The organism is Gelria sp. Kuro-4 (assembly GCF_019668485.1).
In the GTDB taxonomy this organism is placed as follows: domain Bacteria; phylum Bacillota; class DTU030; order DUMP01; family DUMP01; genus DUMP01.
In genome coordinates this window covers 1,599,326-1,622,516 of the sequence record NZ_AP024619.1, presented here as the reverse complement: position 1 = coordinate 1,622,516, position 23,191 = coordinate 1,599,326, and the positions used below count along the sequence as shown (strand labels likewise).

The following is a 23,191-nucleotide window of genomic DNA, read 5'->3' as shown; positions in this document are numbered from 1 at the left end:
CTCCCCTGACAAGCTGTTTAAGGCACCAACGCCACCCTGATACAGTCCCCAGGCGGGTTAAGGAACAACTTCATGGCATCTTCCGTTCTTTCTAGCGGAAAGTGGTGCGTAATAAGCTTCTCAAGCGGGTACTTGCGAGAGTTGAGCAACCTGACTGCATCCTCCACCTCCCAGGCCTGCCCGTGTCCACCAATAACCTGAAGTTCTTTGTTCACGATCTGGTCTGTGACCAGCTTCACCTCCTGCCCGCCGGTAACACCGGCCAACACGTAACGGCCCTCAGCTCGCACCAAATCTAAACCCATCACGATGGACGCCGGCGCCCCGGCACATTCCACAACCACGTCCGCCATCTTACCTCCGGTAAGCTCACGAACTTTTTCCTTCACGTTTTCCGTCTCGAGGTTGATAGTCGCATCTACGCCCAACTGATGCGCAACCCGAAACTTCGCCTCATCGCGGGTAAGGCCGATGACGACCACCGGTGAAGCCCCAGCTTCCGCCGCCGCGACAGCCGTAGTCAGGCCCAAGGCACCAGCTCCGACAATAATTACCGATTCGCCCGGCACAACTCGGGCCTTGGTCCGAATCCAGCGAATACCATTGCCAAGGACGGAAGAAAGGCAGGCAGCCTCAGCCGGGACATCGCCATTTACCTTGTGCACTTTACTTCCTGGCCCAATGTACATGTACTTACTGTATCCTCCGAGGAGATACGGCGGCTCATCACACGTGAAGCTCACCCCATAGTTCTTGCGCGGCTGGCAAGCAGCATAGTTGCCCGTGAGGCAGTGCTCGCAGTGGCCGCACATTTGGTACGGTTCAGGCGTCACGCGATCCCCCTTCTTAACCCCGTAACGCTCCGCTGCTTCTTCCCCCACCTCTTCCACGTAGCCGACTATCTCGTGGCCCAGGATTTTGGGGAAAGAGGAAGCTTTGTGCGTTCCCCGAAACAGCAGCCGGTCACTTCCGCAAATGGATACCATCTCGACACGCAGGAGAAGATCCCTTGGACCAATTTCAGGCAGAGGAAATTCCTTGAGGTAGAGTTTCTCTGGAGCCTCCAGAACTACCGCCAACGATGTTCTCTTCGACATTTACGCTCTCCCTTTCAGCGGGGCCCCGGGGCTCACGCATGCCCAGTCCCATTTATCAGCCCACTTAGTCCCAAGTAGGTCGTTGAGGGAGAGTACGTGCGTGACGAGAGCCGCGAACGCATACTGCCGTTTTTCCAAGAGATTCCTAGCTCCTTTAACATCCCAGCTAGGGCCGCTGATGGATTTGAAAGCTATCTCCTTCTTCATTCCATACTGGAATATCTCTTTGGGCACACCGTCCACGGTATCTACGACGACCACTGTCCCCCCTGGAACTAGCGCCTTAACACCGGACGTAAACGTCCGCGCATCACATGATGTTACCAAGAATAGGTCTGGAGCTGGCATATTCTCTGGAAGATCTTCCACTTTCTCTCCTCGCAGAAAGACACGCAGCGCTCCCATCCGGGTGGCCAGGTCCTTATTCGTGTCATCACAGTTCATCACAATCGGCTGCAGGCCGCTTTCCCGTGCCAAGGCAGCAGCCAAAAGGCCAGGAACAGTGGGAGCATCGATAAGGATTCCCTTGCCCAAACCGGCTTTACCGACTTCAAACAGGGCATCAAAAACCCAAATCGCTTCTGGAAGCAGAACTGCTGCACGCTCGTCCCAGGAGTCTGGTACCTTGTGAACCCGTGATCCAGGACGAACATACATGTACTCGCTGTAGGCGCCGCCTAAACCTGGGTGTTCCGTCAGGGAGAACCCTGCACCATACCATCGCTTGTGCGCGCAGAGCCGACGCTTGGCTGTAAGGCACGGCTTACACCGGTAGCAGGTGGTAAAGGGCTCAACCACTACCCTGTCACCCGTCTTCACTTCATAAAAGGAGGCAGCTTTCTGACCAACAGCTTGAACATACCCCAGTGCGATGCAGCCAGGAATCACAGCAGCCGTCAATTTTTCCCAGGAGAGCACTGCTTTATCCCGTTGCGTGATGCGTGCCAGTTCCACTTTCAACAGGAGTCCATCTTCGGGAACAGTAGGCACAGAGAACTCCTGTATTCGTCGATTAGCATCCGGTTCCAGCACCAACGCTCGAGAAGTAGTCAACTTTCTGCCTCCTCTGGGCTCAGCTGCTCCGACCCGGTTTCTTCGTAAAACCGGCGCCTAAGAGAAACCCCCGCTGTTTCCAAGAGAGCAACTTCCATAGTGAGTAGCACCGTGGTAGGTTTGAAAATGTGCCCACCGTAAACGTGATCCAACTGGTCCGCCAAGGCTGCATGTATATGAATGTAATAGTCGTCACGTTCTGTTCGAGCGACCGTACCCTCAGCTGCCAAAATGTTTAGAGGACCTGGAAGCACAAAAGGAACTCCTTTCCCGGCTCCAAGCTTGCTATCTTCCTTAGGCACGATGTATGTAAACTTAGCTTCAGACAGACTGCCGGTAAGGCCAAGGATAACTGCAGACTTAATATCGTACTTACTGCAAATGTCCTTGATGCCTTCAAGAAGGTCGGTTTTTGCACCGATTCGGGCAACCACCAGTCGACCTGGCTGGCCGCATGCAGATACGATTGTTTTCACTTCTTGTCATCCTCCACACAACTATCATTTCTTCATCTTGAGAACTTCATAGGCTGCTCTTACGATATGCTCCGGACTCATCCCGTATTTTGTTAACAGTTTCTCGTATGCGCCGGATTCTGCAAAGGTGTCGGCCAACCCTATACGCTTAACGGGAACCGGACAACCGTCACTGACAGTCTCTGCGACCGCCCCGCCAAGGCCATTGATAATGTTATGGTCTTCAACCGTCACAATTGCCCCTGTTTCTTCGGCGGCGCGCAGCACAGCCGCCTTGTCTATGGGCTTGACTGTATGCATATCAAGGACGCGCGCCTGAATACCTTCTCGTTCGAGTCGCCTTGCCGCTTCCTCCGCCCAACATAGCATGTCACCGAGGGCAATGATTGTCAGATCTGTTCCATCTCGTCGCTGGATTGCTTTCCCCAGCGCGAATTTCTGTTCCTGAGAGTACATAACCGGAACCGGGCCCCGCGTAAGCCTCACGTAAACAGGCCCTTCCCATGCAAGAGCTTGGTCAAGCAGCGCTTTCGTAGCAACTTCGTCAGCAGGCATAACAATGGTCATGGCCGGGATCGTTCGGAAAATGCCTATGTCCTCCGTGGCCTGGTGCGTGGGCCCATCACTTCCAGGGGTCACCCCTGCATGGCTGGAAGCAATCGTCACATTCAAACAGGGGTAAGCGATAAATGTCCGGACTTGTTCACAGGCACGCATACTTGCAAATACACCATAGGTGCTAACCAAAGCTCGCATTCCCGTACTGGCAATCCCTGCTGCGGCGCCCATCAGGTTTTGTTCAGCGATCCCAACGTTGACAAACCTGGATGGGTACCGCTCTGCGAAATGAATCGTTTGAGTTGATTTCGTACCGTCTGCCTGCAGAACGACGAGGTCCGGGTATTTTGCTCCCATTTCCACCAAGGCCTGCCCAAAAGCCTCTCTTGTAGACAACCCGAGCATTACGCCACCCCCAGTTCACGCAACGCGGCCGCCAGTTGCTCATCAGTGGGGGCTTTCGCGTGCCACTCGCGTACGTTTTCCATGAATGACACGCCCTTCCCCTTAATCGTGTGGGCAATCACCATGACCGGTTTGCCTTCGATACTTCGCGCCCAATCAAGAACACCAACAATCTCTTCCATGTTGTGTCCGTCTATCTCTCGGACCTCCCAGCCGAACGCCTTCCACTTTTCCGCCAGGGGTTCAACAGGCATAACGTTTTCAGTAAGCCCGTCCACCTGCATTTTGTTCCGATCAATAAATGCGACCAGGTTGTCCAGCTTGTATTTAGCGCAGGCCATGGCCGCCTCCCAAACCTGGCCCTCTTGAACCTCTCCATCCCCTAAGACCACGTACACCCGAAAACCTAAACCGGATATCCGACTCGCCATCGCCATTCCGAAAGCCAGGGACAAACCCTGGCCCAACGAACCAGTGGTCATGTCAACTCCGGGAGTCTTCTTCTTGTCCGGGTGTCCTTGAAGCATACTGTCAAGCTGGCGAAGAGTAGGGAGTTGATCCTTTGGGAAAAAACCGCGTTCTGCCAAGGCAGCATACCAAGCAGGGCAGGCATGCCCTTTCGAAAGAATGAAACGATCCCTTTGTGGCCAGGCAGGGTTCGTGGGGTCAATATGAAGCTCATAGAAATAGAGTGCCGTTACAATGTCTGCCACCGACAAGGATCCCCCTGGGTGCCCTGCGCCGGCGGCATGGATCATTCGTAAGATGTTTGCCCTCAGCTCGCAGCTTTTCTGGACTAACTGCCGGATAAGTTCTCTCCTCTGCATAATACAGCCCCTTTCTATTGCTCAAAGAACCGATTCTTACCGTTGTTCAGATGTGTCTCCATGAGGAGTTGAGCTGATGGGCTGTCGGTTCCGTTTATCAAGGCGTGTAAAATCGCCTCATGTTCTTCTATGGTTTGGCGCATACGTTGCTGATCGCGAGCAGCGTATATGCCACACTGTATCATGCGATCTCGCAAGTTCTCTAGAATAGCTACCATTTTTGTGTTGCCGTATTTCTTCAGCAGGTATAAATGGAAAGAGAAATCCAGGGTTACAAAGTCCGTTACGTTGCCTTTTTCCGCTATCTTTCGTTGTTCCACCAGTAATGTTTGCAGCGCCTCAACATCTTTTGAGTTTAGTCTATTCGGCAACCTCTGAGCAGCGTGGGCCTCCACAGCAATACGAAGGTCGAAAATGTCCCTGACCTCTTCGGCAGACATGTCGTTGACGATGGCGCCTTTCTGAGGAACTATTTGTACGAAACCCTCTTTGCTCAGCCTGACCAGAGCGTTGCGGATCGGGCTCCGACTCATCCCCAAGTCTTCGACCAGGCCATTTTCTGATAACATTTCCCCGGTCTTGTAGGTGTTGGTCAAGATCCGTTTTTTAATTATTTCGTAGGCTTTTTCTTGAAGTAGCAACCTATCTCGGACCTCCCCAAGAGCTCTGGTATACTAGTACTTTACTTGTATACTAGTATATCGGTTTAGGTATTCGGCATGTTTCCCCATTTTCCTCTCACAGTATAATAAATCTTTCTGCATATCTTATAACGGTTTATTATTGGATCGTGTCAAGGCACCGTAGGTCAATGCACATGAAAAAGACCGGCCCGGCTCCCAGGCTCACAGCTCAAAACCTCAGTCACGAACCTGGCGGGGAACTATCGCTCAGGTTGCATGCCTTAGCAAACGCACATAGTAAGGCAGCCCGCCCTGAACAAATCAGGACGGGCCGCCTTATTATCCACTTCATGCCTGGGCAACGCACCTTTTCCCCACTTCGGTATCTAATTAAGAGTACAATACCTGAACAACGTTGTTACCTCCCGCCAAGAGCGCCTGTAAAAGGTCAGGTTTCTGCCCGCCGGTTGTTAGGAACCACTGCACCTTACTAAGAGTTCTTTTGTTTCTCCGGCAACCACTTAAACGTGATCTCAGACTCCACCTTGTGAAACTCGGGGTCGCCTGTGACAACGGCGGCCCCCTGCTGCTTAGCCAACGCCAAACAGAAACAATCGGCATAGGCTATAGGATATTTGGCCTTGTAAAGCGCTGCTGTCAAAGCGAGGTCTCTGGAGATGGAGACAACCTCTATTGGCAGGAGGTCCAGCAGCGCCAGGGAGGATCGCATGGCCCTGCCTCCTGCTTTTCTCTTGACACTGTACGCTACTTCGCCGTAGTTCACAGCCGACAGAAAAAGGACCGCCTCACCCTGGGAAGCCTTTCTGAACAGGCTTTCCACCTCATCGGCACCGGGTTCATCCTGGAAGTAGACCAGGAGCGCGTAACTGTCCAAAACGTAAGGAGTCATTTGCTTTCAATCTCCAGTTCTTCTGCTTCCCTTTCTGTGGCACGATTGAACAAAAGGTCCGAAGTGAGATCATGTCCCTTTAGAATACCGCGTCCGGTTGCAATGGGATCGCGTGGCACAGGAAGTAACAAAAGCGCACCCTCTTGCTCCACAAACATAACCTTAGAACCGGCAGCAAGGCCGTAGTGTTTCCGCAGCTCCTTCGGTATAACAACCCAACCTTTTGGGGATACCCGGGCAATGGACGGCATGTCATCACCCCACAATGTAATACTTCCAGTTTGAGTTTAGCACCTTGGCAGTTACTTTTCAAGACCGGGTATCCGGCGATAGTGTCCAGGCAGGAACCGCTGGCACCAGAAGATCGCCGGCGGGTGCCGCCGCCGGCACCTCCACCTCGCACTGCTCCTCCTCGCTGGGAAGATCGCTGCGGTCCATGTGGAGGAACTCGGTACGAAAGAGGCCTACTCCCTAAACAGACTGATCTTATCCTGCACCAATTGTTTTACGGCCGCTATTACAGGTTTAAGCACTTTTCGTGGATCGGTCTCCTTCGGTTGTTCATCAAGGGATCGCCTGAGTTCCCGGGCCCACGTGAGCTTAAGGTCCGTGGCGATGTTTACCTTGCAGATGCCTCGGGAAATCGCATCGCGCAGTTGTCTGTCAGGTACTCCCGAGGCGCCGTGAAGAACCAAAGGAACGTTCACGGCAGACTTGATCAAATCCAGCCGGTCGAGATCAAGATGCGGCTCGCCGCGATAGACCCCGTGTGCTGTCCCAATCGCCACCGCCAGGCTGTCTACTCCGGTTTCAGCCACGAAGCTTCTTGCTTGTTCAGGGTCAGTGAGCGAGGTTGATCCGCTTCCCGGCAGCTCTTTTTCTTCTGTTCCCCCCACTTCTCCCAATTCCGCTTCCACCGCAGCTCCCTGCTTCCGGGCCAGGGCGACCACCTCACGCACTAAAGCCACGTTTTCTTCATAAGGCAACCTGGAGCCGTCGATCATTACGGAAGGATATCCTGCTGCCAAACACTCTTTCACAATTTCAACACTGTCCCCATGATCCAAATGTAGTATCAGGGGAACCTGCGCCTGCTTGAGTGCTTCTTTAAACAATGCAACCAGATAACCTGCGCCAATGAAGCGCACCGTGCCCGGCGTCGTCTGGATATAAACCGGCCTGTGCGTTTCTGCTGCCGCATCGGTCACAGCGCGAAACATCTCGAGGTTGTGTATGTTAAACGCGCCCACTGCGTATCCGCCCTGCTGTGCAGCCTGGAGAATGTTGCCCACGTTTTTGCCCATGTCTTGCACACTCCTCTCCACCCGGGCCTCCGACCTAACCGATTTTCTCCACCTGGACAACCTTGGCCAGGTGTTGAACATCAGCGGGCGACAAGACTCCTGCACCCACCTTTGTGACGCCGGCCGCAGCGCAGGCCGTCGCGTAGCGCAGAGCTTCGGCAAAATCGCCCTGTCTTAACCACGACAATGCGAACCCCGCTACAAACGAATCTCCCGCACCCACGCTACTTATTGCCTTTACCTGCGGCGGCCGGACGCTCCAGATACCATCTGCGCAGCCCCCAATGACCCCATCTTTACCGAGCGATACGGCCACTGCCTCCAACCCGTCGGCCAACAGTCTCTTTATGCCCTCAACGACAGACGATTGACTGTCCAGCGGACAGCCAAGGAGCTCTTCAGCTTCTACACGGTTGGGCTTGACCATCCAGGGGTGGGCAGCCAGACCAACCCTCAGTGCTTCCCCGCTCGTGTCCAGAATGACAGAGCGTTGTCTTGCCTTTGCCATTCTGATTAGCTCCGCATAGGCAGAAGAAGGCAGGCCGGCGGGAAGGCTCCCGGATAACATGATCATATCGGCCTTGTTGAGCTGGCGAGCAAAATGGTCCTTGAACCTTTCCCAATCTTCCCGGTCAATAACCGGCCCGTGTTCATATAGCCCCGTCTCGGAAGAACAGATAGGGTCGATTATGCTGATCGTGACCCGGGATTCGGGTTTTACCCTCACAAAAGCTGAGGGAATCCCTTCAGCCGCAAGGCGCTCTTCAATAAAAGCCCCGTTGTGCCCGCCGATAAAACCCGCGGCGAGAACATCGCCGCCCAGTGAATGGATAACCCGGGAGACGTTGATTCCCTTGCCCCCGGGAAGGGCTTTTGTCTCCTTTACGCGGAAAATCTCCCCCGGTTTGAAGCCTTCAATAACGTACGTTTTATCGATGGCGGCATTCAACGTGACACAGAGAATCATCCCACCATTTCCCCTAACCCCCGCTCGATCAGATCCCTTAGAGTCGCCGCGGCTGCAGCCTCATCCTTTCCGTCCGCTACAAGTTTTAGAGAAGTTCCTTGTTTCGCGCCCAGCGACATCACTGATAAAATGCTCTTAGCGTTAACCCTCCGATCATCTTTTTCAAGCCAAACGGCAGCTTCGAAGCGCTCTGCCGCTTGCACAAAGGCCGCTGCGGGGCGGGCGTGCAAACCCGTAGGGTTTTTTATTGTGACAACGATCTGAACCAAGAACAAGCCTCCTCCATCCCACTATTCCTTCTGCAGACTGTCCCAGACGATTGTCCCTCTAACCATGGTCAAGACCACATTGAAGTCCTGATCAAGCACCGTAATGTCGGCATCTTTCCCCGCGGCAATTTCTCCTTTCTTCGCGCTTACCCCCAGCACACGGGCCGGGTTCACCGTCGCCCATTGAACGACTTTCTGCAACGGAAAACCGGTAAAGGCCACCGCGTTCTTAACAGCCTTAACCAAGGTAAGTGTGCTACCGGCCAGGGAGCCGGTCGGTAATTTCGCCACCCCATCCTTAACGCGAACGGTTAAACCGCCCAGATCATACTGCCCGTCAGCGAGACCGGCCGCGCGCATGGCGTCAGTGACAAGGACCAGATCGTCCGGAGCTTTCAGCGAGGCTGTAAGCCGTACCGTGGCCGGGTGTAGGTGATGTCCATCGGCGATTACCTCACAAGTAACCCCCGGCCTGGTTAGAATGGCTCCGACTACTCCGGGTTCACGGTGATGCAACGGCCCCATTCCGTTAAAGAGATGAACCCCGTGGGTGAGCCCAGCTTCGAACGCTGCGTTCATAGTGGCAAAATCAGCACTGGTGTGTCCCGCTGCGGCTGTGACTCCTTGCCCTGCCATGTACTTAATGCAATCAAGCGCCCCTGGCAGCTCAGGCGCCAGGGTGACAACCCGTACCAAACCAGGAAAGCGGTGAAGCAGCGCCGCGACAGCGTTAAGGTCCACGCCTTGGATGGCCGCAGGGTTGTGCGCGCCCCGTTTTTCAGGGTTTAGGAAAGGACCTTCAAGGTGCAAACCCAGGATCTCGGCTCCAAGAGTATTGCTCTTCTTTGCCTCCACCGCAGCACTTGCAACTTTCCCCAGCTGCTCCCAGCCGGCACTCACCGTTGTCGGTAAGAATGAAGTAGTCCCGTTTTTCGCCAAGAAGCGCGCTATGGTCGAGATAGCCTCGGGTGCGGCATCCAGCGTGTCCGCTCCAAGAGCACCGTGGATGTGCATGTCAACAAAGCCTGGAACTACAGTCAGTCCTCTCAGATTCAGCACTCGTGCACTTGAGGGAAAGTCATTCAGTGCAGCAGGTTTCGCTTCCACTATTTGCCGTCCTTGGATAACAGCCGTTCCAGTCTTTATTTCAACATAAGGTGTGAGAATACGCCCGTTTGTCAGAACGGTTAACGTGTCAGATTCATTCCCCGCCGGCCGCATTTACAGACATTTGACCCTCCCTCTGTACTCTTTAATATAGCGGGAATTGATTTGATCACCTTGGTCCAGGTTGGAGCTGACCCATACAGGTGGTGTTATGCCTCGAGCCAAAAGCTTTTCTATGGCCTCCACAATTACAGCCTGGAGAATAGCACACCCAACGACTGTCGATGTCGGCCCGGCCTTAAACGGTATGCCCTCAAACCCTATTACCGCGTCACCGCTGACACCGCAATTGTCCAACACTACATCCGCCAGCTCATACAGCAACTTGCCGCTTGCGTGACGGGACTTAACGCTTCGCGTGAAAGCCATGGAGGTCAAGGCAATCACCTTGAGGCCCATATCCTTGGCTTGGAGGGCGGCGTCGATTGGCACTGCATTCCTCCCCGACGTAGAAGCGATAATCAGCGTATCGCCGGGTTGCGCAGGTTCGTTCTTCAAGATTTCTTTACCGTAATCTGGGCAGCGCTCGAACCAAGTGCTTTTGGGTGCCTCCGGCCGAAGCGAAAGGGCGGGCTCCAGTATGGCGTTTACAGGAACCAGGCCGCCTGCACGGTAGAAGAGCTCCTCGGCGTACATCTGGGAGTGACCGCAGCCGAATACATGAAGTAAACCGCTGCCCTCAATGGTATGGGCCACAAGCTCCGCAGCCTGCTGGATGGCTTGAAGCTGGCTTCCTTTGACCTCCTTCAAGATTGTCTCTACCTTATTCAGGTATTCTAAAGCTTTCATTTTTCAATTCAACCTCCAGATAGATATAATAGGGGGAAACCGGTGTGCCAGTTTCCCCGTCGCCTGCAACACTAGAAAATGCTGGCAATAGCTTTGATAATTGCTAAAACAGCCAGCCCATCCGGGACAAGCATGGCAACCCCGGTGATCCCATACTTGGGGAGATCGTACAGTGGGTAGAAAAGTGCGACTGGAATTGTAAGGATTAAGCCGTAGACAAAGCCTGCGATGACAGCGCCTCGCCTTCCTCCTACAGCATTACCAAAGATACCCGAGGTACCACCCGTAAAGAAGCCCCCGATGATCGAGGGAAGAGGTATTACGGTTCCGAGCAGCCGGGAGACAAACATGCCGACGATCATGCCCATCACAGAACTAACAAACCCCAGCATTAGAGCTGTAGGGGCATAAGGAAAAACCACCGGGCAGTCCAGCGCAGGGATCGCACCAGGAACCACCTTCAGCGCAATACCACGAAAAGAGGGGATAATCTCGCCCAGGAACATTCTTACGCCTTGCAGGAGGATGAGCACTCCCGCCGTGAAAGTCAGGGCCTGGACAACAGCGTAGGTCAGCGGTGACTGACCACCCGATGCCTTTGCCACAGCGGCAGGGCCAGCAACAAGTACTGTAACCACGTATATAACAAGCATCACCACGGAAATCGAGATCGCGGTGTCCCTGAAGAACTCAAGGCTTTCCGGCACCTTTACGTCCTCACTGCTTTGCTCAGGATCGCCGAAGACTTTTCCGACCAGGGCTCCAGCCACCACCCCTAAGGTCGTGAGGTGCCCGTAGGCAAACTGGTCGGATCCGGTCACCCGCCGCATGATCGGTTGGGCAATAGCTGGAAGCAGAGTCAAGACTACGCCTTGCACAAGGGATCCAATTACCACGATGCCGGTTTCAGAAAAGCCCAGATCGAAGAGGGCAAATGCCAAGAACCCTGCCATGATCCAGATCATGTGGCCTGTGAGGAAAATGTACTTGAAAGGAGTAATTCGCGCGACAAGCAGGTTTACCAGGAACCCAAAGGCAATAATCAACGAAGATGTTTTCGCCACGACCGCGATCTTCTGTATGACGGCGCCTGTCACTGCTTCGTCAAACGGGACTATACCTGTGAGGTTGAAGGCTTTTGTGAAAAGGTCGCTGAAGGGGCCAAGCGATTGCACGATGACGCCCGCCCCGCTGCTTAAGATAAGAACCCCAAGGATAGTCTTAAAGGTCCCAGTTATACACTCCGATGCAGATTTGCGCTGCAACAGCAAGCCAAGTAGGGCAACGAACCCGAGCATAATCGCCGGCGTCGTGAATACTTCCACCAATGCCTTAACCATCCAAATCCCCCCTTGATTGTTATCTTGGTAGTTCCCCAAGGAGCTTAGCCCTGATCTCAGCCTTGTCGGTCAAATTGTTGATAAGCACAACCTTCGGGAAACTATTGGCAAGATGCTTACCGATGTCTCTTGAAGCCACAACAATGTCCGCCTGCTTGCCCTTAGCGGAACCTACATCACACGCTTCTGTACTGGCCTTTATCCCCTCCTCCTTCAAAATATCATCAATCGTCATCTTGAGCATCAAACTCGTACCAAAGCCCATGCCACACACGGTAACGATCTTCATGGTTTTCCGTTTCACCTCCTGAGCTAAAGTCTCACAACTTGGGTTAGGTGCTGCGGCACATCGGGGTCGAGTTTTTTCGCAATGGCATGGTAATAGCCGAGCAACTGCACAAGCGGCATGGCCGCCAAACCCCGTGCAAAAGCATTCACCCCTTGGGGCAGAACAACGTTCCACTCGCTGACGGCATCCTCCGCACCAAGTGTAAGTACTTTAGCACCGTAGTCCATCATCTCTTTCAGGACATCCGCCTCGAAGCGCCACGCACTAGGTGAAACAAAAGCTACCACCAAAGTGTTATCGTCGACGATGGATTTAGGGCCGTGGCGCACCTCGAGTGAATGGTAAGCTTCTGACCAGGCGACAGCCTGTTCCTTGACTTTCAGCATTGCTTCCAAAGCCAGGCCGTAAAAAGAGCCCGAGCCCAGGAAAACAAAGCGGCCGGTCTTCGGGTCAGAGGCAAGGGTTGCCATCATTTGCTCATACCCCGCAATAACTTGTTGACCGATTTGCGGGAGCGATGCCAATTCGTCAAGGATACCCCTTTGCTGTCCAAGCGCGGCTGCAACCAGATCAAGGAACAACAGCAGGCTGGAAAACGATTTCGTCATGACCACGCTTTCTTCTTGCGCTTCCGGAATCGTCCAGACCTTTTCTGCCTGCCGGGTGATGCTGCTACCGGGATAACACGAAAGCGCGGCACTCGTTCCACGGCGGTTCTCCTTTACGTAGGAGAGTGCCATGACTGTCTCGCTGCTCTCCCCCGACCTGGAAACACCGATGACCAGCGAGTCGTTCCCTGCGGGAAGTGTTGTTTCCGGTTGCAGGAATACTTCCGATCCCGGAACACCTTGAGCTGGCTGCCCAGCCATGGCCCGAAAGGCCGCTGCCGCCGCCAAGGAGAGATAGTACGAGGTTCCGCAGCCTGTAAAGAGAATTGTTGCCGGAGCTTTTTCCCTAATCCACTCCACCGAATTGCCGAGATCCCCATTGAACCGTTCAACCGTGCGCTTCCAAGTCGCCGGTTGATCCAGGATTTCTTTAAGGGTTTTGTAGCCAGCAGTCTGAGTCATGGTGAACATCCTTTCTTCTTGGATTCAGTTTTCTTCGGAGACCTGAGAAACCAGCGCCAGAATCCCCTCCTTGCTGCCGGCTTCTCTAATGACTTTCAGGCGATTTGGGTTATTAACAAGTTTAGAAAGCTGGGCGAGAAGCTTCAGATGAGAGTCACTGTCAACGGCGCTCAAGCCGATGATCAAATCAACAGGATCGTTTGTTGGGTTACCAAATGAAACCGGGTTCTTGAGCCGAACCAGACTCAGCCCGATCTTTCGTGCCCCGTCTTCCGGGCGGGCATGCGGCATGGCGATACCCGGCGCTATTACAATGTAGGGTCCCAGTTCCTGGACCGCCTTGATCATACTGTCCACGTAGCGTTCTTCGATGGAACCACTTCGCACCAACAATCCCCCGGCAAGGCGAACGCCCTCTTCCCAGTCTTTTGCCTCTACATCTAGAGCTATGGTTTCTGCCACCAGCACGTCAGAAAGCACCGGTTTTGTCCCTCCCGAAAAGCCATGTTTGCTTTCTAAACCTTCTTTTTGCTTCACCCCGGGCTCACTTGAGCCAAAACCAAGTGCGGCCCGGAGTTCCTTGATTTCTTGGGAAGTTGGAATGCCGGACAAGACAATTGTCTGAACCCCACAATTCTTAATAGGAACGGTCGAAAGGACTAAATCGGGTTGAAGGCTCTTTATCTGCTGGGCAACGCAAAATGCCGAGCTAAAACCGACAAGCTCGATCTCCGGGATTTCGGACTCCAAAACGCTTGCAATGAGTTGTGATGTACCCACTCCACTGCCGCACACCACAAGAGCTCTTGGCCGGATACGATACCTGGTTTTCAGTCGCTCCACGGCTGCCCCCAGGTGCAGGGTGAGGTAGCCGATCTCTTCTTCGGGGAGGTTATTGCCCCAAGTGTCTTCAAGTGTCCTTGACGCCTGTTTAGCGACGAAGAACAGGAAGGAGAACTTCTGCTTGATTTCATCGAGGAGTGGATTGCGAAAGGGAAGGCCAAACTTCACTCGCGCTTGGACAGGTTGCAGATGGATTGTCAGCCCATCCAAAAGTTGCGTATCTGTTGAGAGTTCCACACCCAACAATGTCTCCGCACGACGTATGAATTGGGTTGCCAAGACCTTTATTCCATCTGCTTTACCGTCATGTCCCTTATAAGCTTTTTTCCTGTAAGAGCACAGCTTGGCCCCCATAAGATGCAAACTAATGTACCCTATCTCCGCCGGTGGCATCTCTACCTTGTACTGCTCGCGCACAGCCAATGCCACTTCGCCGGCTATGCCAAACTCAGGACTTTCCTTGATCTCGTCCAGGTCCGGGGAAAGCATCACGATATCCTTACCTTGCTTGAGACGCGTAATGGCAAGCGCGAGATGGATCACAAGGCCGACCATTGAACTGTCGTTTAAGGCAAGCCCGTTGCGTCCGCACACCTCCGTTACGATTTTCTCAAGCTCGGTCAAGTTCACTTCACGAAAAAGAGTCAGAACAAGCATGATACCGCCGTCCGGACCTTCTCGTCGCCATGGTCCGGACCCTGAACTCATCTCTGTAAGGTAACGAATCAAATGCTCTTCCCCGGCGGATCCTGTGAGAAGATCGCTGACAGCCCGCCGCCAGTCTTTTTCCGAGCTTTCTTGGTAGTATCCTACGTTGGGCTTACTGTGAAGGGAAATACCCCGGTCGGCAAACCAGCTGCGGACTTTCTGAAGGTCCGATACGACAGTCGCACGGCTGACCATGAGTCTGTCCGCGAGCTCTTCCGCGGTTAAAGGCCTGTCGGATCGCAAGAGCAAGGCAGCCAGCAGCTCCTGCCGCTCTTTCGGTGACAGCGAACAGTCATAGGAAACAGTCGGTCCCAATTCGTGTTGCAGCGCACACAATAGCTCCGGGTCGCCTTCAAGCCAGATACCTTGGTTTGGTTTACGGATAAGGTTAACATTACGTTTCTCAAGCCAGGACTCCAAGGAATCGAGGTCATAGCGGACGGTCCTTTGACTAACCCGAAGTCGTTCGGCCAACGCACGAATCGTTACACGTTCTGGAGATTGCAGAAGAACCCCTGCCAGTTTCCGCTGTCTTTCATTCAGGCTCAACACTGCCACCTCGCAATGTGGCAAATCTAGTCTTTCTATGTCGCCTCTGCATCCAGTCGGAGCTCTGTTCTTAATGTCATTTTAGCATATCCGGGAGCCGCTGACGGACTATTCTATTGCTATCTAAATGTGGCAATATTATACTAATATGGGGCTGGTCTTCGCCAAGCTCCGACCCTGGTGAAGACCAGCCCCGACGACGAGCGCTTCATGAAACCTTTTGTCAAGAAGCTCCATATGTATGCTACCGCGAATCAAGGAGCCGCCCCCGCACAAACAGCGCAGGAGCGGCTCCTTGTAGCTAACTGATATACTCCTCCAAACCGAGCTCGCGCAGCTTGGCATGTGTTGGGATGCCCTCTTCGCTCCAGCCTCGCCACGTGTAGTACTCGCTCAACATCTTGCCTAAAGGCGGCAGATTATCGGCTGCACCACCACTGCCGCGTTTGTGGGTCAGAATGCGGGGCGGCAAGATGTCGTCCTTACGGCTTATGCCGCAGCGCACGTTATACAGGCGCTTTAGGTTAAAGATGCGCTCCCCTGTCTTGAGGAATTCCTGTAGCGAAACATCCCAACCAGTTACGTAATTGAGCCATTTGATCATGTGGGTGACCTTCACCCCGCCCGACAAAGAGAACTTGCACATTTTTAGTGCGTCCATCAGGCACATAAGGTCTTGGCACTTGGCCGTCAGCTCACCCTTGCCCTCAACGCCGAACCGATCCTGGATCTCGTCGTAGCCGAGCTCGGGCATGGTGACGCTCTTTTCGAACATATGGGTGAAGCCCTGCAGGTGGCATGCTCCCCTGTTCGAGGTAGCATACCCGACCGCCACGCTGTTATAGGCACGCGGGTCATGCGCGGGAAATTCCAGGCCCTTGACATGAATGGCGTATTCCTCCGCCCGGGGACCCAAAGCCTGGGCGGCCGCTCGGACTCCGTCCGCCAACAGCCGGCCGAGCCCCTCGCGCCGGGCAATGGCCTGCACCAGCGTCAGCATTGCCTCAGCGCTTCCCCACTCGAGCTTGAGCCCGTCGGTATCTTTCGCAGTTATCAGGCCATGCTCCCAGCACTCCATGGCAAAAGCGATGGCGGAGCCGGTGGAGATGGTGTCCAGCCCGGAACGGTTGCAGTATTCATTGGCCAGGGCTACAGCTTCCAGGTCATCCACCAGGCAGAGGGCGCCAAGTGAAGCCAGGGTTTCGTACTCCGGTCCACCCTGTTCGACTCCGGCGTACTCCCCGCGGCCTAGCTTGACTACCCGGCCGCAACCGATAACACAGGCTCCACAGTGGTAATTCCGCGTCAGAATGCTCTCGGCCATACGCTGGCCGCCAATCTTAGCTGCTCCTTCCGGCCAACTGCCCTGACACCAGTTGCGGATGGGCAGGTCGCCCAGCTCCTCCATGGCCTGGAGGCCGCCGGCTGTTCCAAAACGGCTCATTCCCTGAGTCCGGTCTCGTATGGCAGTGACCATCTCTTTGGTAAACGTTTTGAGGTCTTCTTCTTTTGCCGCCATTGGGCGTTTAGTGCCGTACACTGCGACTGCCTTGAGGTTCTTGGATCCCATGACAGCCCCTAAACCGCCCCGCCCGGCTGTACGGCCCTCACGTCCATCACTCATAATTACAGCAATCCTGACGAGGTTTTCCCCTGCCTGGCCGATGGAGCTTACAACTGCCTTGGGATGCGTTTCGGCTTTAATCAAGTCCGCCACCTCAAAAGTGTCCTTACCCCAAAGGTGCTCAGCCGGACGGATCTCGACGCCCTGTTCGTGAACCCAAAGGTACACGGGTTCTGTGGCCTTGCCTCTAATCAGAATACCGTCAAAACCAGCCCGCTTCAGCATTACTCCCCAAGTTCCGCCGGCATCCCCTTCAGCCCAAATTCCGGTAAGAGGCGACTTAGCCGCCACAGCGTGCCTGCCCGAGTTCGGCACCACAGTGCCGGTGAATGGTCCCGTCATGAAAACAAGTAGGTTATCCGGCCCGAGCGGGTCAGTGCTGCCGTCCGTCTCCTCGTACAGATACTTGGCCGCAAGCCCGCTCCCTCCAATGTATTTGCGCGCAACCGCCGAGTCCAGGTCCTCTACGCATGTTTTCTTTTGCGTAAGATCAACACGCAAAAGTTTTCCCATGTACCCATAAGGCATTCGCAAGACCCCTCCCCTGAAAAACTGCTTGCTGGAACCTTATAACCAACACGCGTTTCTGTAGGCGGTCTTGAACCAGAGCGAAGACTCCAGCCACTCCTTGTCTTTGCTGTAAAACTCACGGTCTGTGGATACTGCTAACTCTGCGTTCCTAAGGCTCGTTCTCTTTCAGCCTCAGGGTCAAACAAGCTGACGAGCCTATCAGGAATGTGATACTGTACGTTCGCTTTACTATTCAAGAATCTTCCTGGCCTTGACCGCCCACTGCGGATCAGCAAACTGAGCCCTTCCAACACCGATGAGGTCCGCTTTACCATCGCGCACAATGCCATCGGCCAGGTGCGGTTCTCTGATACCACCAGTACAGATCACTGGAACAGAGACTACCTGCTTGATCGCACTCGCCAGGGGCAAAAAGTAAGCTGGCCCGGCACCTTCTGGGCTATACCCCCCCAGTCCTCCCGAGATGTCAAGAACATCGACACCGGCAGCAACTGCTTCTCTAGCGACAAGCTTGGACTCGGCAAGGGTAACCCCGCCCGGCAACATATCATCGCCTGCTAAGCGAAAAAGGAGTAGGTAGTCGGGGCCCACTACACGGCGGACTGCCTTCACTATTTCTAAGGGAAGGCGCATGCGCCCCTCCAAATCTCTCCCATACCTATCTTGCCTTCGATTCGTTATGGGTGACAGAAATTGGTTCAGGAGGTAACCGTGGCAACAGTGAATTTCCACTCCATCGCAGCCAGCAGCCTGCGCTCGGAGAGCCGCCTTAGCAAAGGAATTAATGACGCTCTCTATATCCTGCATTTCCATTTCCCTGGGTACCGTGTGGCTTTTTGGATGCTCAACCGCAGACGCGCCCAAAGGTTGCGCCCCGATAAGCTCAGCTCTAGTGTTGCTTCCTGCATGATTTAGCTGTGCCACCACCTTGGCCCCGGCCTGGTGCAAAACCCCGACCAGTGCAGCCAGTCCTGGAATCTTGGCGTCGCTGTCAATCCCCAGCTGGTTTGATCGGGCCTTCCCCTGCGGTGTGATGAAGGCATGCTCAAGAACTATGAGGCCTACCCCGGCCTGAGCCCGAGCCAGATAATGCTCTCGGTGCTCTTGCGTTACTCCTCCATCAGCCGTCGCCAGATAAGTGCCCATGGGAGGAAAGACAAGTCGATTCCGCAGGTGAATTCCCTTTATAGTTATCGGTTCAAATAGCATTGCCATGTCCTAATTTCCCTTTCCCGAGCCAATTTTCTCACTACAAAAGCTTGGGTAGCAACAGGGAGAGCTGCGGCAAATAGGTGAAGAGCATAAGGTTGATGATAAGAATGGTCAACATCGGCAGAACGGCTTTGACGAGCTTGTTGAAGGTCACCAAGCGGTCGAGTCCGCAGGCCACAAACAGGTTGACCCCGAGCGGCGGCGTCAAGAGGCCGATGGTCATGTTAACGACCATGATTATCCCAAAGTGAATAAGATCAATGTTTGCTTTCGTCACAAGCGGAAGGAAGATCGGGCCCAGAATCACGATGGCCGCGTTCAGCTCCATTAAGCAACCAGTAATGAGCAGGATGATGTTAATAACGAGCAAGAGAATTACCGGGTTGGTCGCCAAAGGAGCCATGCTTTGGGCCAGTTTCGTCGGAACCTGCTCGGTGGTCATCACCCACCCCATGGCAGTAGCCGTAGCAATGATGAGCATCACCATTGCGGAAGTGACCCCAGCCTCGTAAAAGACTCTAGGTAGCTCATTGAACTTGAGGACCCTGTAAACGAAAAGACCAACGATTAAACCATAAACGCACGCGATGCCGGCTGCCTCTGTCGGCGTAAACACCCCGCCGTAGATACCGCCTAGGATGATGATCGGCATAAGGAGTCCCCAGATCGCGTCCTTGAAAGCGGTAAGAAAACCTTTGAAGGTAGGTTTTATCGAAGCCTGGTAACCGCGCTTCTTGGCAACGTAGTAAGAGTAAATCATGAGGGAAAGCCCCATGATGGTGCCCGGGATGAATCCCGCCAAAAAAAGATCTCCAATCGAGGTGTTCATGGTGATGCCGTACGTGACAAAGGGAATGCTTGGGGGAATGATGACACCGATGGTCCCAGCGGAAGCCAACAGGCCTGCTGCAAAAGCGCGGTCGTAACCTGCTTCAACCATTGCGGGAACCATGATGCTACCGATGGCGGCCACGGTCGCCGGGGCCGAGCCGGAGATGGCGGCAAAGAACATGCACGCCAGGACTGAAACCATGGCAAAACCTCCGGGTAACCACCCGACGACCTGAGCAGCCAGGTCGACGAGACGGCGCGAGATTCCGCCTCGCTCCATTACCTTGCCGGCTATCATGAAGAGGGGAATTGCCAGAAGAGGGAAGGAGTCGAGCCCGGTAAACATCCTTTGCGCCACCAGAATTAGGGGTACCTTGCCGCCTGCTGAAAGCAACGCCACCGTGGTGGCCAAGCCAAGGCAAATACCAATCGGGACGTTGGCGATAACGAGAAGGCTAAACGTTAAGAGTAGGGCATTCGCCATCGGTTGACTCTTCCTTCCCTTTGAAAATTACGCCGACATCCTGGACAACAAGCATCAAGTAACGCACGCCCATGAAAAGCGCACCGACAGGAACCCCGGCATAAGCCCACGCCATCGGAATCCGCATGGCCGGGGAGAGCTGTTGGGTGGTCAGGAGCTTCTCGGTAAACTGAAAACCGGTCACCGTTACAAAGGCGACAAAGGCCAGGCAGGCAAGGTAAGTGACCAGGTTAACACAGCTGCGGGCCTTTTTCGGTAGGAGATTGACAAAAGCCTCTACGCCGATATGAGACCCCCAGCGCACCCCGAGGCTCGCGCCGACGTACGTGGCCCAAATGGTCAGGTACCGCGACAATTCTTCGGACCACTGCAGGGAGCGTTTGACAATAAACCGGTTGACAACCCCGTAAAAAACGATACACATCATGAGCGCAAGGCAGATGGCCACCACAGATTTTTCCACGACGGTCATCACTTTGTCTACCCGATCAGCGAATGACATGGTCTCTTTTTCCTCCTTGAACATAAGAGGGAGGAGGTATCTCCTCCCTGAGGCTGTTGACAAAGAAGGTCAGCAGCCTCTTTTTGTCGAATACTATATTAATGTAGTCAATAGAAAAAGGAGTGAAAGCAAGATAGATGTTTAGAACTCGTAAAACCCAACAACTGAGCTATGAATTCGTTAACATAGAAGACCTGGTTCCCAAGGACCATCTACTTCGAAAGATCACCAAGTACATAGATTTTGGGTTTATCACAGAGAAGACCAAGAACTTATATTGTGAGGATAACGGTCGGCCGTGTATTGATCCGGTGATTCTCTTTAAGATGTTGTTCATTGGTTACATTTATGGGATACGTTCAGAGCGTCGTTTGGTTGAAGAGATCAAAGTTAACGTGGCCTATCGCTGGTTCCTAGGGCTTTCTCTTTCAGATCTAGTACCCCATCACTCCACCATAAGCCAGAATCGACGTCGGCGGTTCAATGGAACAGATGTATTCCAGCAGATATTTGACGAGATAGTATTTCAGGCAATGTCCAAAGGGCTGATCGACGGGAAAGAATTGTTTTCCGACTCTACGTTCCTAAAAGCAAACGCCAGCAAAAGCAAATTCACCATTGAAAAAGTAGCCAAGTCAACAAAGGACTACGTAGAGGAACTGGACAAAGCAGTAGAGGATGACCGTTTAGAACATGGGAAGAAGCCGTTAAAGGATAAGGGAAAAGAACCTCCCGAAACAAGGCAAACCCGAATCAGTACAACTGACCCCGAAAGCGGGCATATGGTACGGGAAGGTAAGCCACGGGGATTCTTTTACCTGGAACATAGAACTGTAGACGGGAAGTTGAACCTAATCACAGACTCTTATGTAACCGCTGGGAATGTCCATGATTCTGTTCCCTATCTCAGTCGACTTGACAGGCAAATCCATCGCTTTGGTTTTAAAGTCGAGGCTGTGGCGCTTGATGCAGGCTATCTCACTAATCCTATTGCCCATGGTCTAAGGCAAAAAGGAATTTATGCTGTCATCGCTCATAGGAGGTTCCGTCCTAAGAAAGGGGTCTTTCACAAGTGGCAGTACAAATATGATCCTGAACAGGATCACTACACCTGTCCTGCCGGTAGCGTCCTCACCTATCGCACAACCAATCGTGAAGGGTACCGGGAGTATAAATCTGACCCCGAAGTATGTAAAAAGTGCCCAATGCTAAGCCGTTGTACACATTCCAAAAACCATACTAAAGTTTTAACCAGACATGTTTGGGAAGACGATAAGGAATGGATAAGGGAAAATCGTCTTAGCGTGCGCGGGAAAGAACTATACCGGCGAAGGAAGCTAACCATTGAAAGAAGCTTCGCAGATTCTAAAGAACTGCATGGTCTAAGATATTGCCGTATGCGGGGGCGCAGCAAAGTCACAGAGCAGTGCCTCCTTACGGCCGCTTGCCAGAACATGAAAAAGATGGCCCTCTTCTTGTGGAAACAGGGACAAGGACCATCTCCTAGTTCTCGCCTACATCAACTTTTACAGCATCTCTTCTCCTTCATAAGCCCGATATTAAGATTAAACCCCTGCACCGCTTGACGTTGCAGGGGTTTGTCAGCAATCTCAGGGAGGAGGTATCTCCTCCCTCCCGGTTGAAAGCTGAAGACTAAATTCCGTTAGCCTCCTGAGCCGCTTTCAGTACTTTCTCCATCAAGGCGGGGTCAAGCTGTTTGGCAAACTCGTCGTACACGGGCTGAGTCGCTTTGCGGAATACTTCCTTCTGTTCCGTTGTCAATTCATCAACCTGCACGCCGGCGTCCTTCATCAGTTTCACACCGGCCTGTACCTGCTCTTCGTTCAGCTTCCGCTCGACGTCCCTCCAGAGCGCCGCTGCTTCCTGCAACGCCTTCTGGGAATCCGCATCTAGTGACTGGAAAAACTTGTCATTGATGATTAGGAGGTAGGGGTTATACACGTGACCGTCCAACGTGCAGTACTTCTGCACTTCGTGGAACTTCATCGAGGTTATCAGCGAAACCGGGTTTTCCTGGCCATCCACAGTCTTTTGGGCCAGGGCCGTGTAAACCTCGCCAAACGCCATGGGCGTGGGGTCGCCGCCCAGAGTGCGGACGATAGCCATGTGCGCCGGGTTTTCCATAGTGCGGATCTTGAGGCCCTTTAGGTCTTCTGGCTTAAGTATGGGGCGGACGTTATTGGTAAAGTGGCGGAAGCCGTTCTCGCCCCAAGCGAGAGCCCGGATGCCGGTCTTTTGCAGCAGGCGGTCGAGGATCTCCTGCCCCACCGGGCCGTCCAGCACTTTAAAGGCCGCTTCGCGTGAGAAGAACAGGTAAGGCATGTCAAATACCATGATGTCCGGGAAAATGCCCGGGAAGGGGCCGCTGCTCAGGGCCGCCATCTCGATCGTACCCATCTGCACGCCTTCGAGCTCTTCCCGCTCTCCACCCAGCTGGGAAGCCGGGTACGTCTGTACGATGATTTTACCGTTTGTCTTTTCCTTTACCGCTTTAGCAAATTCCTGGCACGAAGCCTCAAGACGGTCGTTGGTAGCTGGAGAAGCGTGGGCTAGCTTAATGGTAATCGTATCCTGGGATGGTGCCGTACCGGAGCCTCCTTGCGGTTGAGCTTGCCGCCCCCCACCGCAACCGGAAAGCAACGATATGATGAGCACAGCCACTACTATGAAAGCGCAGAATTTTTTCACCCTAAACCCTCCTTCATGTGTTCTAAAACTTAAGCTTCTTACTCGTAAAAACCA

Annotated in this window: 23 protein-coding genes and 1 pseudogene; 1 reads left to right on the top strand and 23 read right to left on the bottom strand. The window is 53.6% G+C overall.

Annotated features, from left to right (window positions below; all coding sequences use genetic code 11):
* Positions 1-17 precede the first annotated feature (17 nt).
* The 22 genes and pseudogenes from K5554_RS08140 to K5554_RS08040 all read right to left on the bottom strand — a co-directional run bounded on the left by K5554_RS08140 (position 18) and on the right by K5554_RS08040 (position 20,428).
* The gene (locus K5554_RS08140; protein WP_221038015.1) at positions 18-1,097 is read right to left on the bottom strand and encodes a zinc-binding dehydrogenase; all 1,080 of its coding nucleotides are present in this window, start codon (positions 1,095-1,097) and stop codon (positions 18-20) included.
* Positions 1,098-2,150, bottom strand: a complete 1,053-nt coding sequence (locus K5554_RS08135) for an alcohol dehydrogenase catalytic domain-containing protein (RefSeq protein ID WP_221038014.1) — start codon at positions 2,148-2,150, stop codon at positions 1,098-1,100.
* Complete coding sequence (locus K5554_RS08130) at positions 2,147-2,626, bottom strand: PPC domain-containing DNA-binding protein (protein ID WP_221038013.1); 480 nt, start codon at positions 2,624-2,626, stop codon at positions 2,147-2,149. Before K5554_RS08130 ends, K5554_RS08135 begins: the two co-directional genes overlap by 4 nt.
* 24 nt (positions 2,627-2,650) lie before the next feature.
* Complete coding sequence (locus K5554_RS08125; RefSeq protein WP_221038012.1) at positions 2,651-3,589, bottom strand: transketolase family protein; 939 nt, start codon at positions 3,587-3,589, stop codon at positions 2,651-2,653.
* Positions 3,589-4,416, bottom strand: a complete 828-nt coding sequence (locus K5554_RS08120; RefSeq protein WP_221038011.1) for a transketolase — start codon at positions 4,414-4,416, stop codon at positions 3,589-3,591. The genes K5554_RS08125 and K5554_RS08120 overlap by 1 nt, the downstream gene beginning before the upstream one ends.
* Positions 4,417-4,430: 14 nt before the next feature.
* Positions 4,431-5,057, bottom strand: coding sequence for a GntR family transcriptional regulator (locus K5554_RS08115; protein WP_221038010.1), 627 nt, complete (start codon positions 5,055-5,057; stop codon positions 4,431-4,433).
* A 472-nt stretch (positions 5,058-5,529) separates the two neighbouring features.
* The gene (locus K5554_RS08110) at positions 5,530-5,949 is read right to left on the bottom strand and encodes a type II toxin-antitoxin system VapC family toxin (RefSeq protein WP_221038009.1); all 420 of its coding nucleotides are present in this window, start codon (positions 5,947-5,949) and stop codon (positions 5,530-5,532) included.
* The gene (locus K5554_RS08105; protein WP_255565327.1) at positions 5,946-6,215 is read right to left on the bottom strand and encodes an AbrB/MazE/SpoVT family DNA-binding domain-containing protein; all 270 of its coding nucleotides are present in this window, start codon (positions 6,213-6,215) and stop codon (positions 5,946-5,948) included. Before K5554_RS08105 ends, K5554_RS08110 begins: the two co-directional genes overlap by 4 nt.
* 100 nt (positions 6,216-6,315) lie before the next feature.
* Positions 6,316-6,420 (bottom strand): annotated as a pseudogene (locus K5554_RS14705) (putative PEP-binding protein); the annotation flags it as partial.
* Positions 6,414-7,253 (bottom strand): class II fructose-bisphosphate aldolase, encoded by an 840-nt coding sequence (locus K5554_RS08100; RefSeq protein ID WP_221038008.1) that lies wholly within the window; start codon positions 7,251-7,253, stop codon positions 6,414-6,416. The gene K5554_RS08100 and the pseudogene K5554_RS14705, both read right to left, overlap by 7 nt.
* A gap of 34 nt (positions 7,254-7,287) precedes the next feature.
* Entirely contained in the window at positions 7,288-8,220 is a 933-nt protein-coding gene (gene pfkB / locus K5554_RS08095) for a 1-phosphofructokinase (RefSeq protein ID WP_221038007.1), read from the bottom strand.
* Positions 8,217-8,489, bottom strand: coding sequence for an HPr family phosphocarrier protein (locus K5554_RS08090; RefSeq protein ID WP_221038006.1), 273 nt, complete (start codon positions 8,487-8,489; stop codon positions 8,217-8,219). The genes pfkB and K5554_RS08090 overlap by 4 nt, the downstream gene beginning before the upstream one ends.
* A gap of 21 nt (positions 8,490-8,510) precedes the next feature.
* Positions 8,511-9,710, bottom strand: coding sequence for an N-acetylglucosamine-6-phosphate deacetylase (nagA, locus tag K5554_RS08085; protein ID WP_221038005.1), 1,200 nt, complete (start codon positions 9,708-9,710; stop codon positions 8,511-8,513).
* Positions 9,711-10,445 (bottom strand): sugar isomerase domain-containing protein, encoded by a 735-nt coding sequence (locus K5554_RS08080; protein ID WP_221038004.1) that lies wholly within the window; start codon positions 10,443-10,445, stop codon positions 9,711-9,713.
* 71 nt (positions 10,446-10,516) lie between these two features.
* On the bottom strand, positions 10,517-11,785 hold the full coding sequence (locus K5554_RS08075; RefSeq protein WP_221038003.1) for a PTS ascorbate transporter subunit IIC: 1,269 nt from the start codon (positions 11,783-11,785) through the stop codon (positions 10,517-10,519).
* A gap of 19 nt (positions 11,786-11,804) precedes the next feature.
* Entirely contained in the window at positions 11,805-12,074 is a 270-nt protein-coding gene (locus K5554_RS08070) for a PTS sugar transporter subunit IIB (RefSeq protein WP_221038002.1), read from the bottom strand.
* Positions 12,075-12,097: 23 nt separating this feature from the next.
* Entirely contained in the window at positions 12,098-13,144 is a 1,047-nt protein-coding gene (locus K5554_RS08065) for an SIS domain-containing protein (RefSeq protein ID WP_221038001.1), read from the bottom strand.
* A 24-nt stretch (positions 13,145-13,168) separates the two neighbouring features.
* A complete protein-coding gene (locus K5554_RS08060; RefSeq protein WP_221038000.1) occupies positions 13,169-15,244 on the bottom strand; it encodes a transcription antiterminator in 2,076 nt (691 codons plus the stop codon).
* Positions 15,245-15,545: 301 nt separating this feature from the next.
* The gene (locus tag K5554_RS08055) at positions 15,546-17,396 is read right to left on the bottom strand and encodes an aldehyde ferredoxin oxidoreductase family protein (protein ID WP_221037999.1); all 1,851 of its coding nucleotides are present in this window, start codon (positions 17,394-17,396) and stop codon (positions 15,546-15,548) included.
* Between the two features lie 231 nt (positions 17,397-17,627).
* Complete coding sequence (locus K5554_RS08050; protein ID WP_221037998.1) at positions 17,628-18,614, bottom strand: NADH:flavin oxidoreductase; 987 nt, start codon at positions 18,612-18,614, stop codon at positions 17,628-17,630.
* 34 nt (positions 18,615-18,648) lie between these two features.
* A complete protein-coding gene (locus K5554_RS08045; RefSeq protein WP_221037997.1) occupies positions 18,649-19,926 on the bottom strand; it encodes a TRAP transporter large permease in 1,278 nt (425 codons plus the stop codon).
* Entirely contained in the window at positions 19,898-20,428 is a 531-nt protein-coding gene (locus tag K5554_RS08040) for a TRAP transporter small permease (protein ID WP_221037996.1), read from the bottom strand. The genes K5554_RS08045 and K5554_RS08040 overlap by 29 nt, the downstream gene beginning before the upstream one ends.
* Positions 20,429-20,565: 137 nt before the next feature.
* On the opposite strand from K5554_RS08040, the gene K5554_RS08035 reads away from it, so the two are divergent.
* Complete coding sequence (locus K5554_RS08035) at positions 20,566-22,014, top strand: IS1182 family transposase (protein ID WP_221037995.1); 1,449 nt, start codon at positions 20,566-20,568, stop codon at positions 22,012-22,014.
* Positions 22,015-22,081: 67 nt separating this feature from the next.
* Here the strand turns inward: K5554_RS08035 and K5554_RS08030 are convergent, their stop codons facing one another.
* Positions 22,082-23,137, bottom strand: a complete 1,056-nt coding sequence (locus tag K5554_RS08030; RefSeq protein WP_221037994.1) for a DctP family TRAP transporter solute-binding subunit — start codon at positions 23,135-23,137, stop codon at positions 22,082-22,084.
* Between the last annotated feature and the right edge of the window lie 54 nt (positions 23,138-23,191).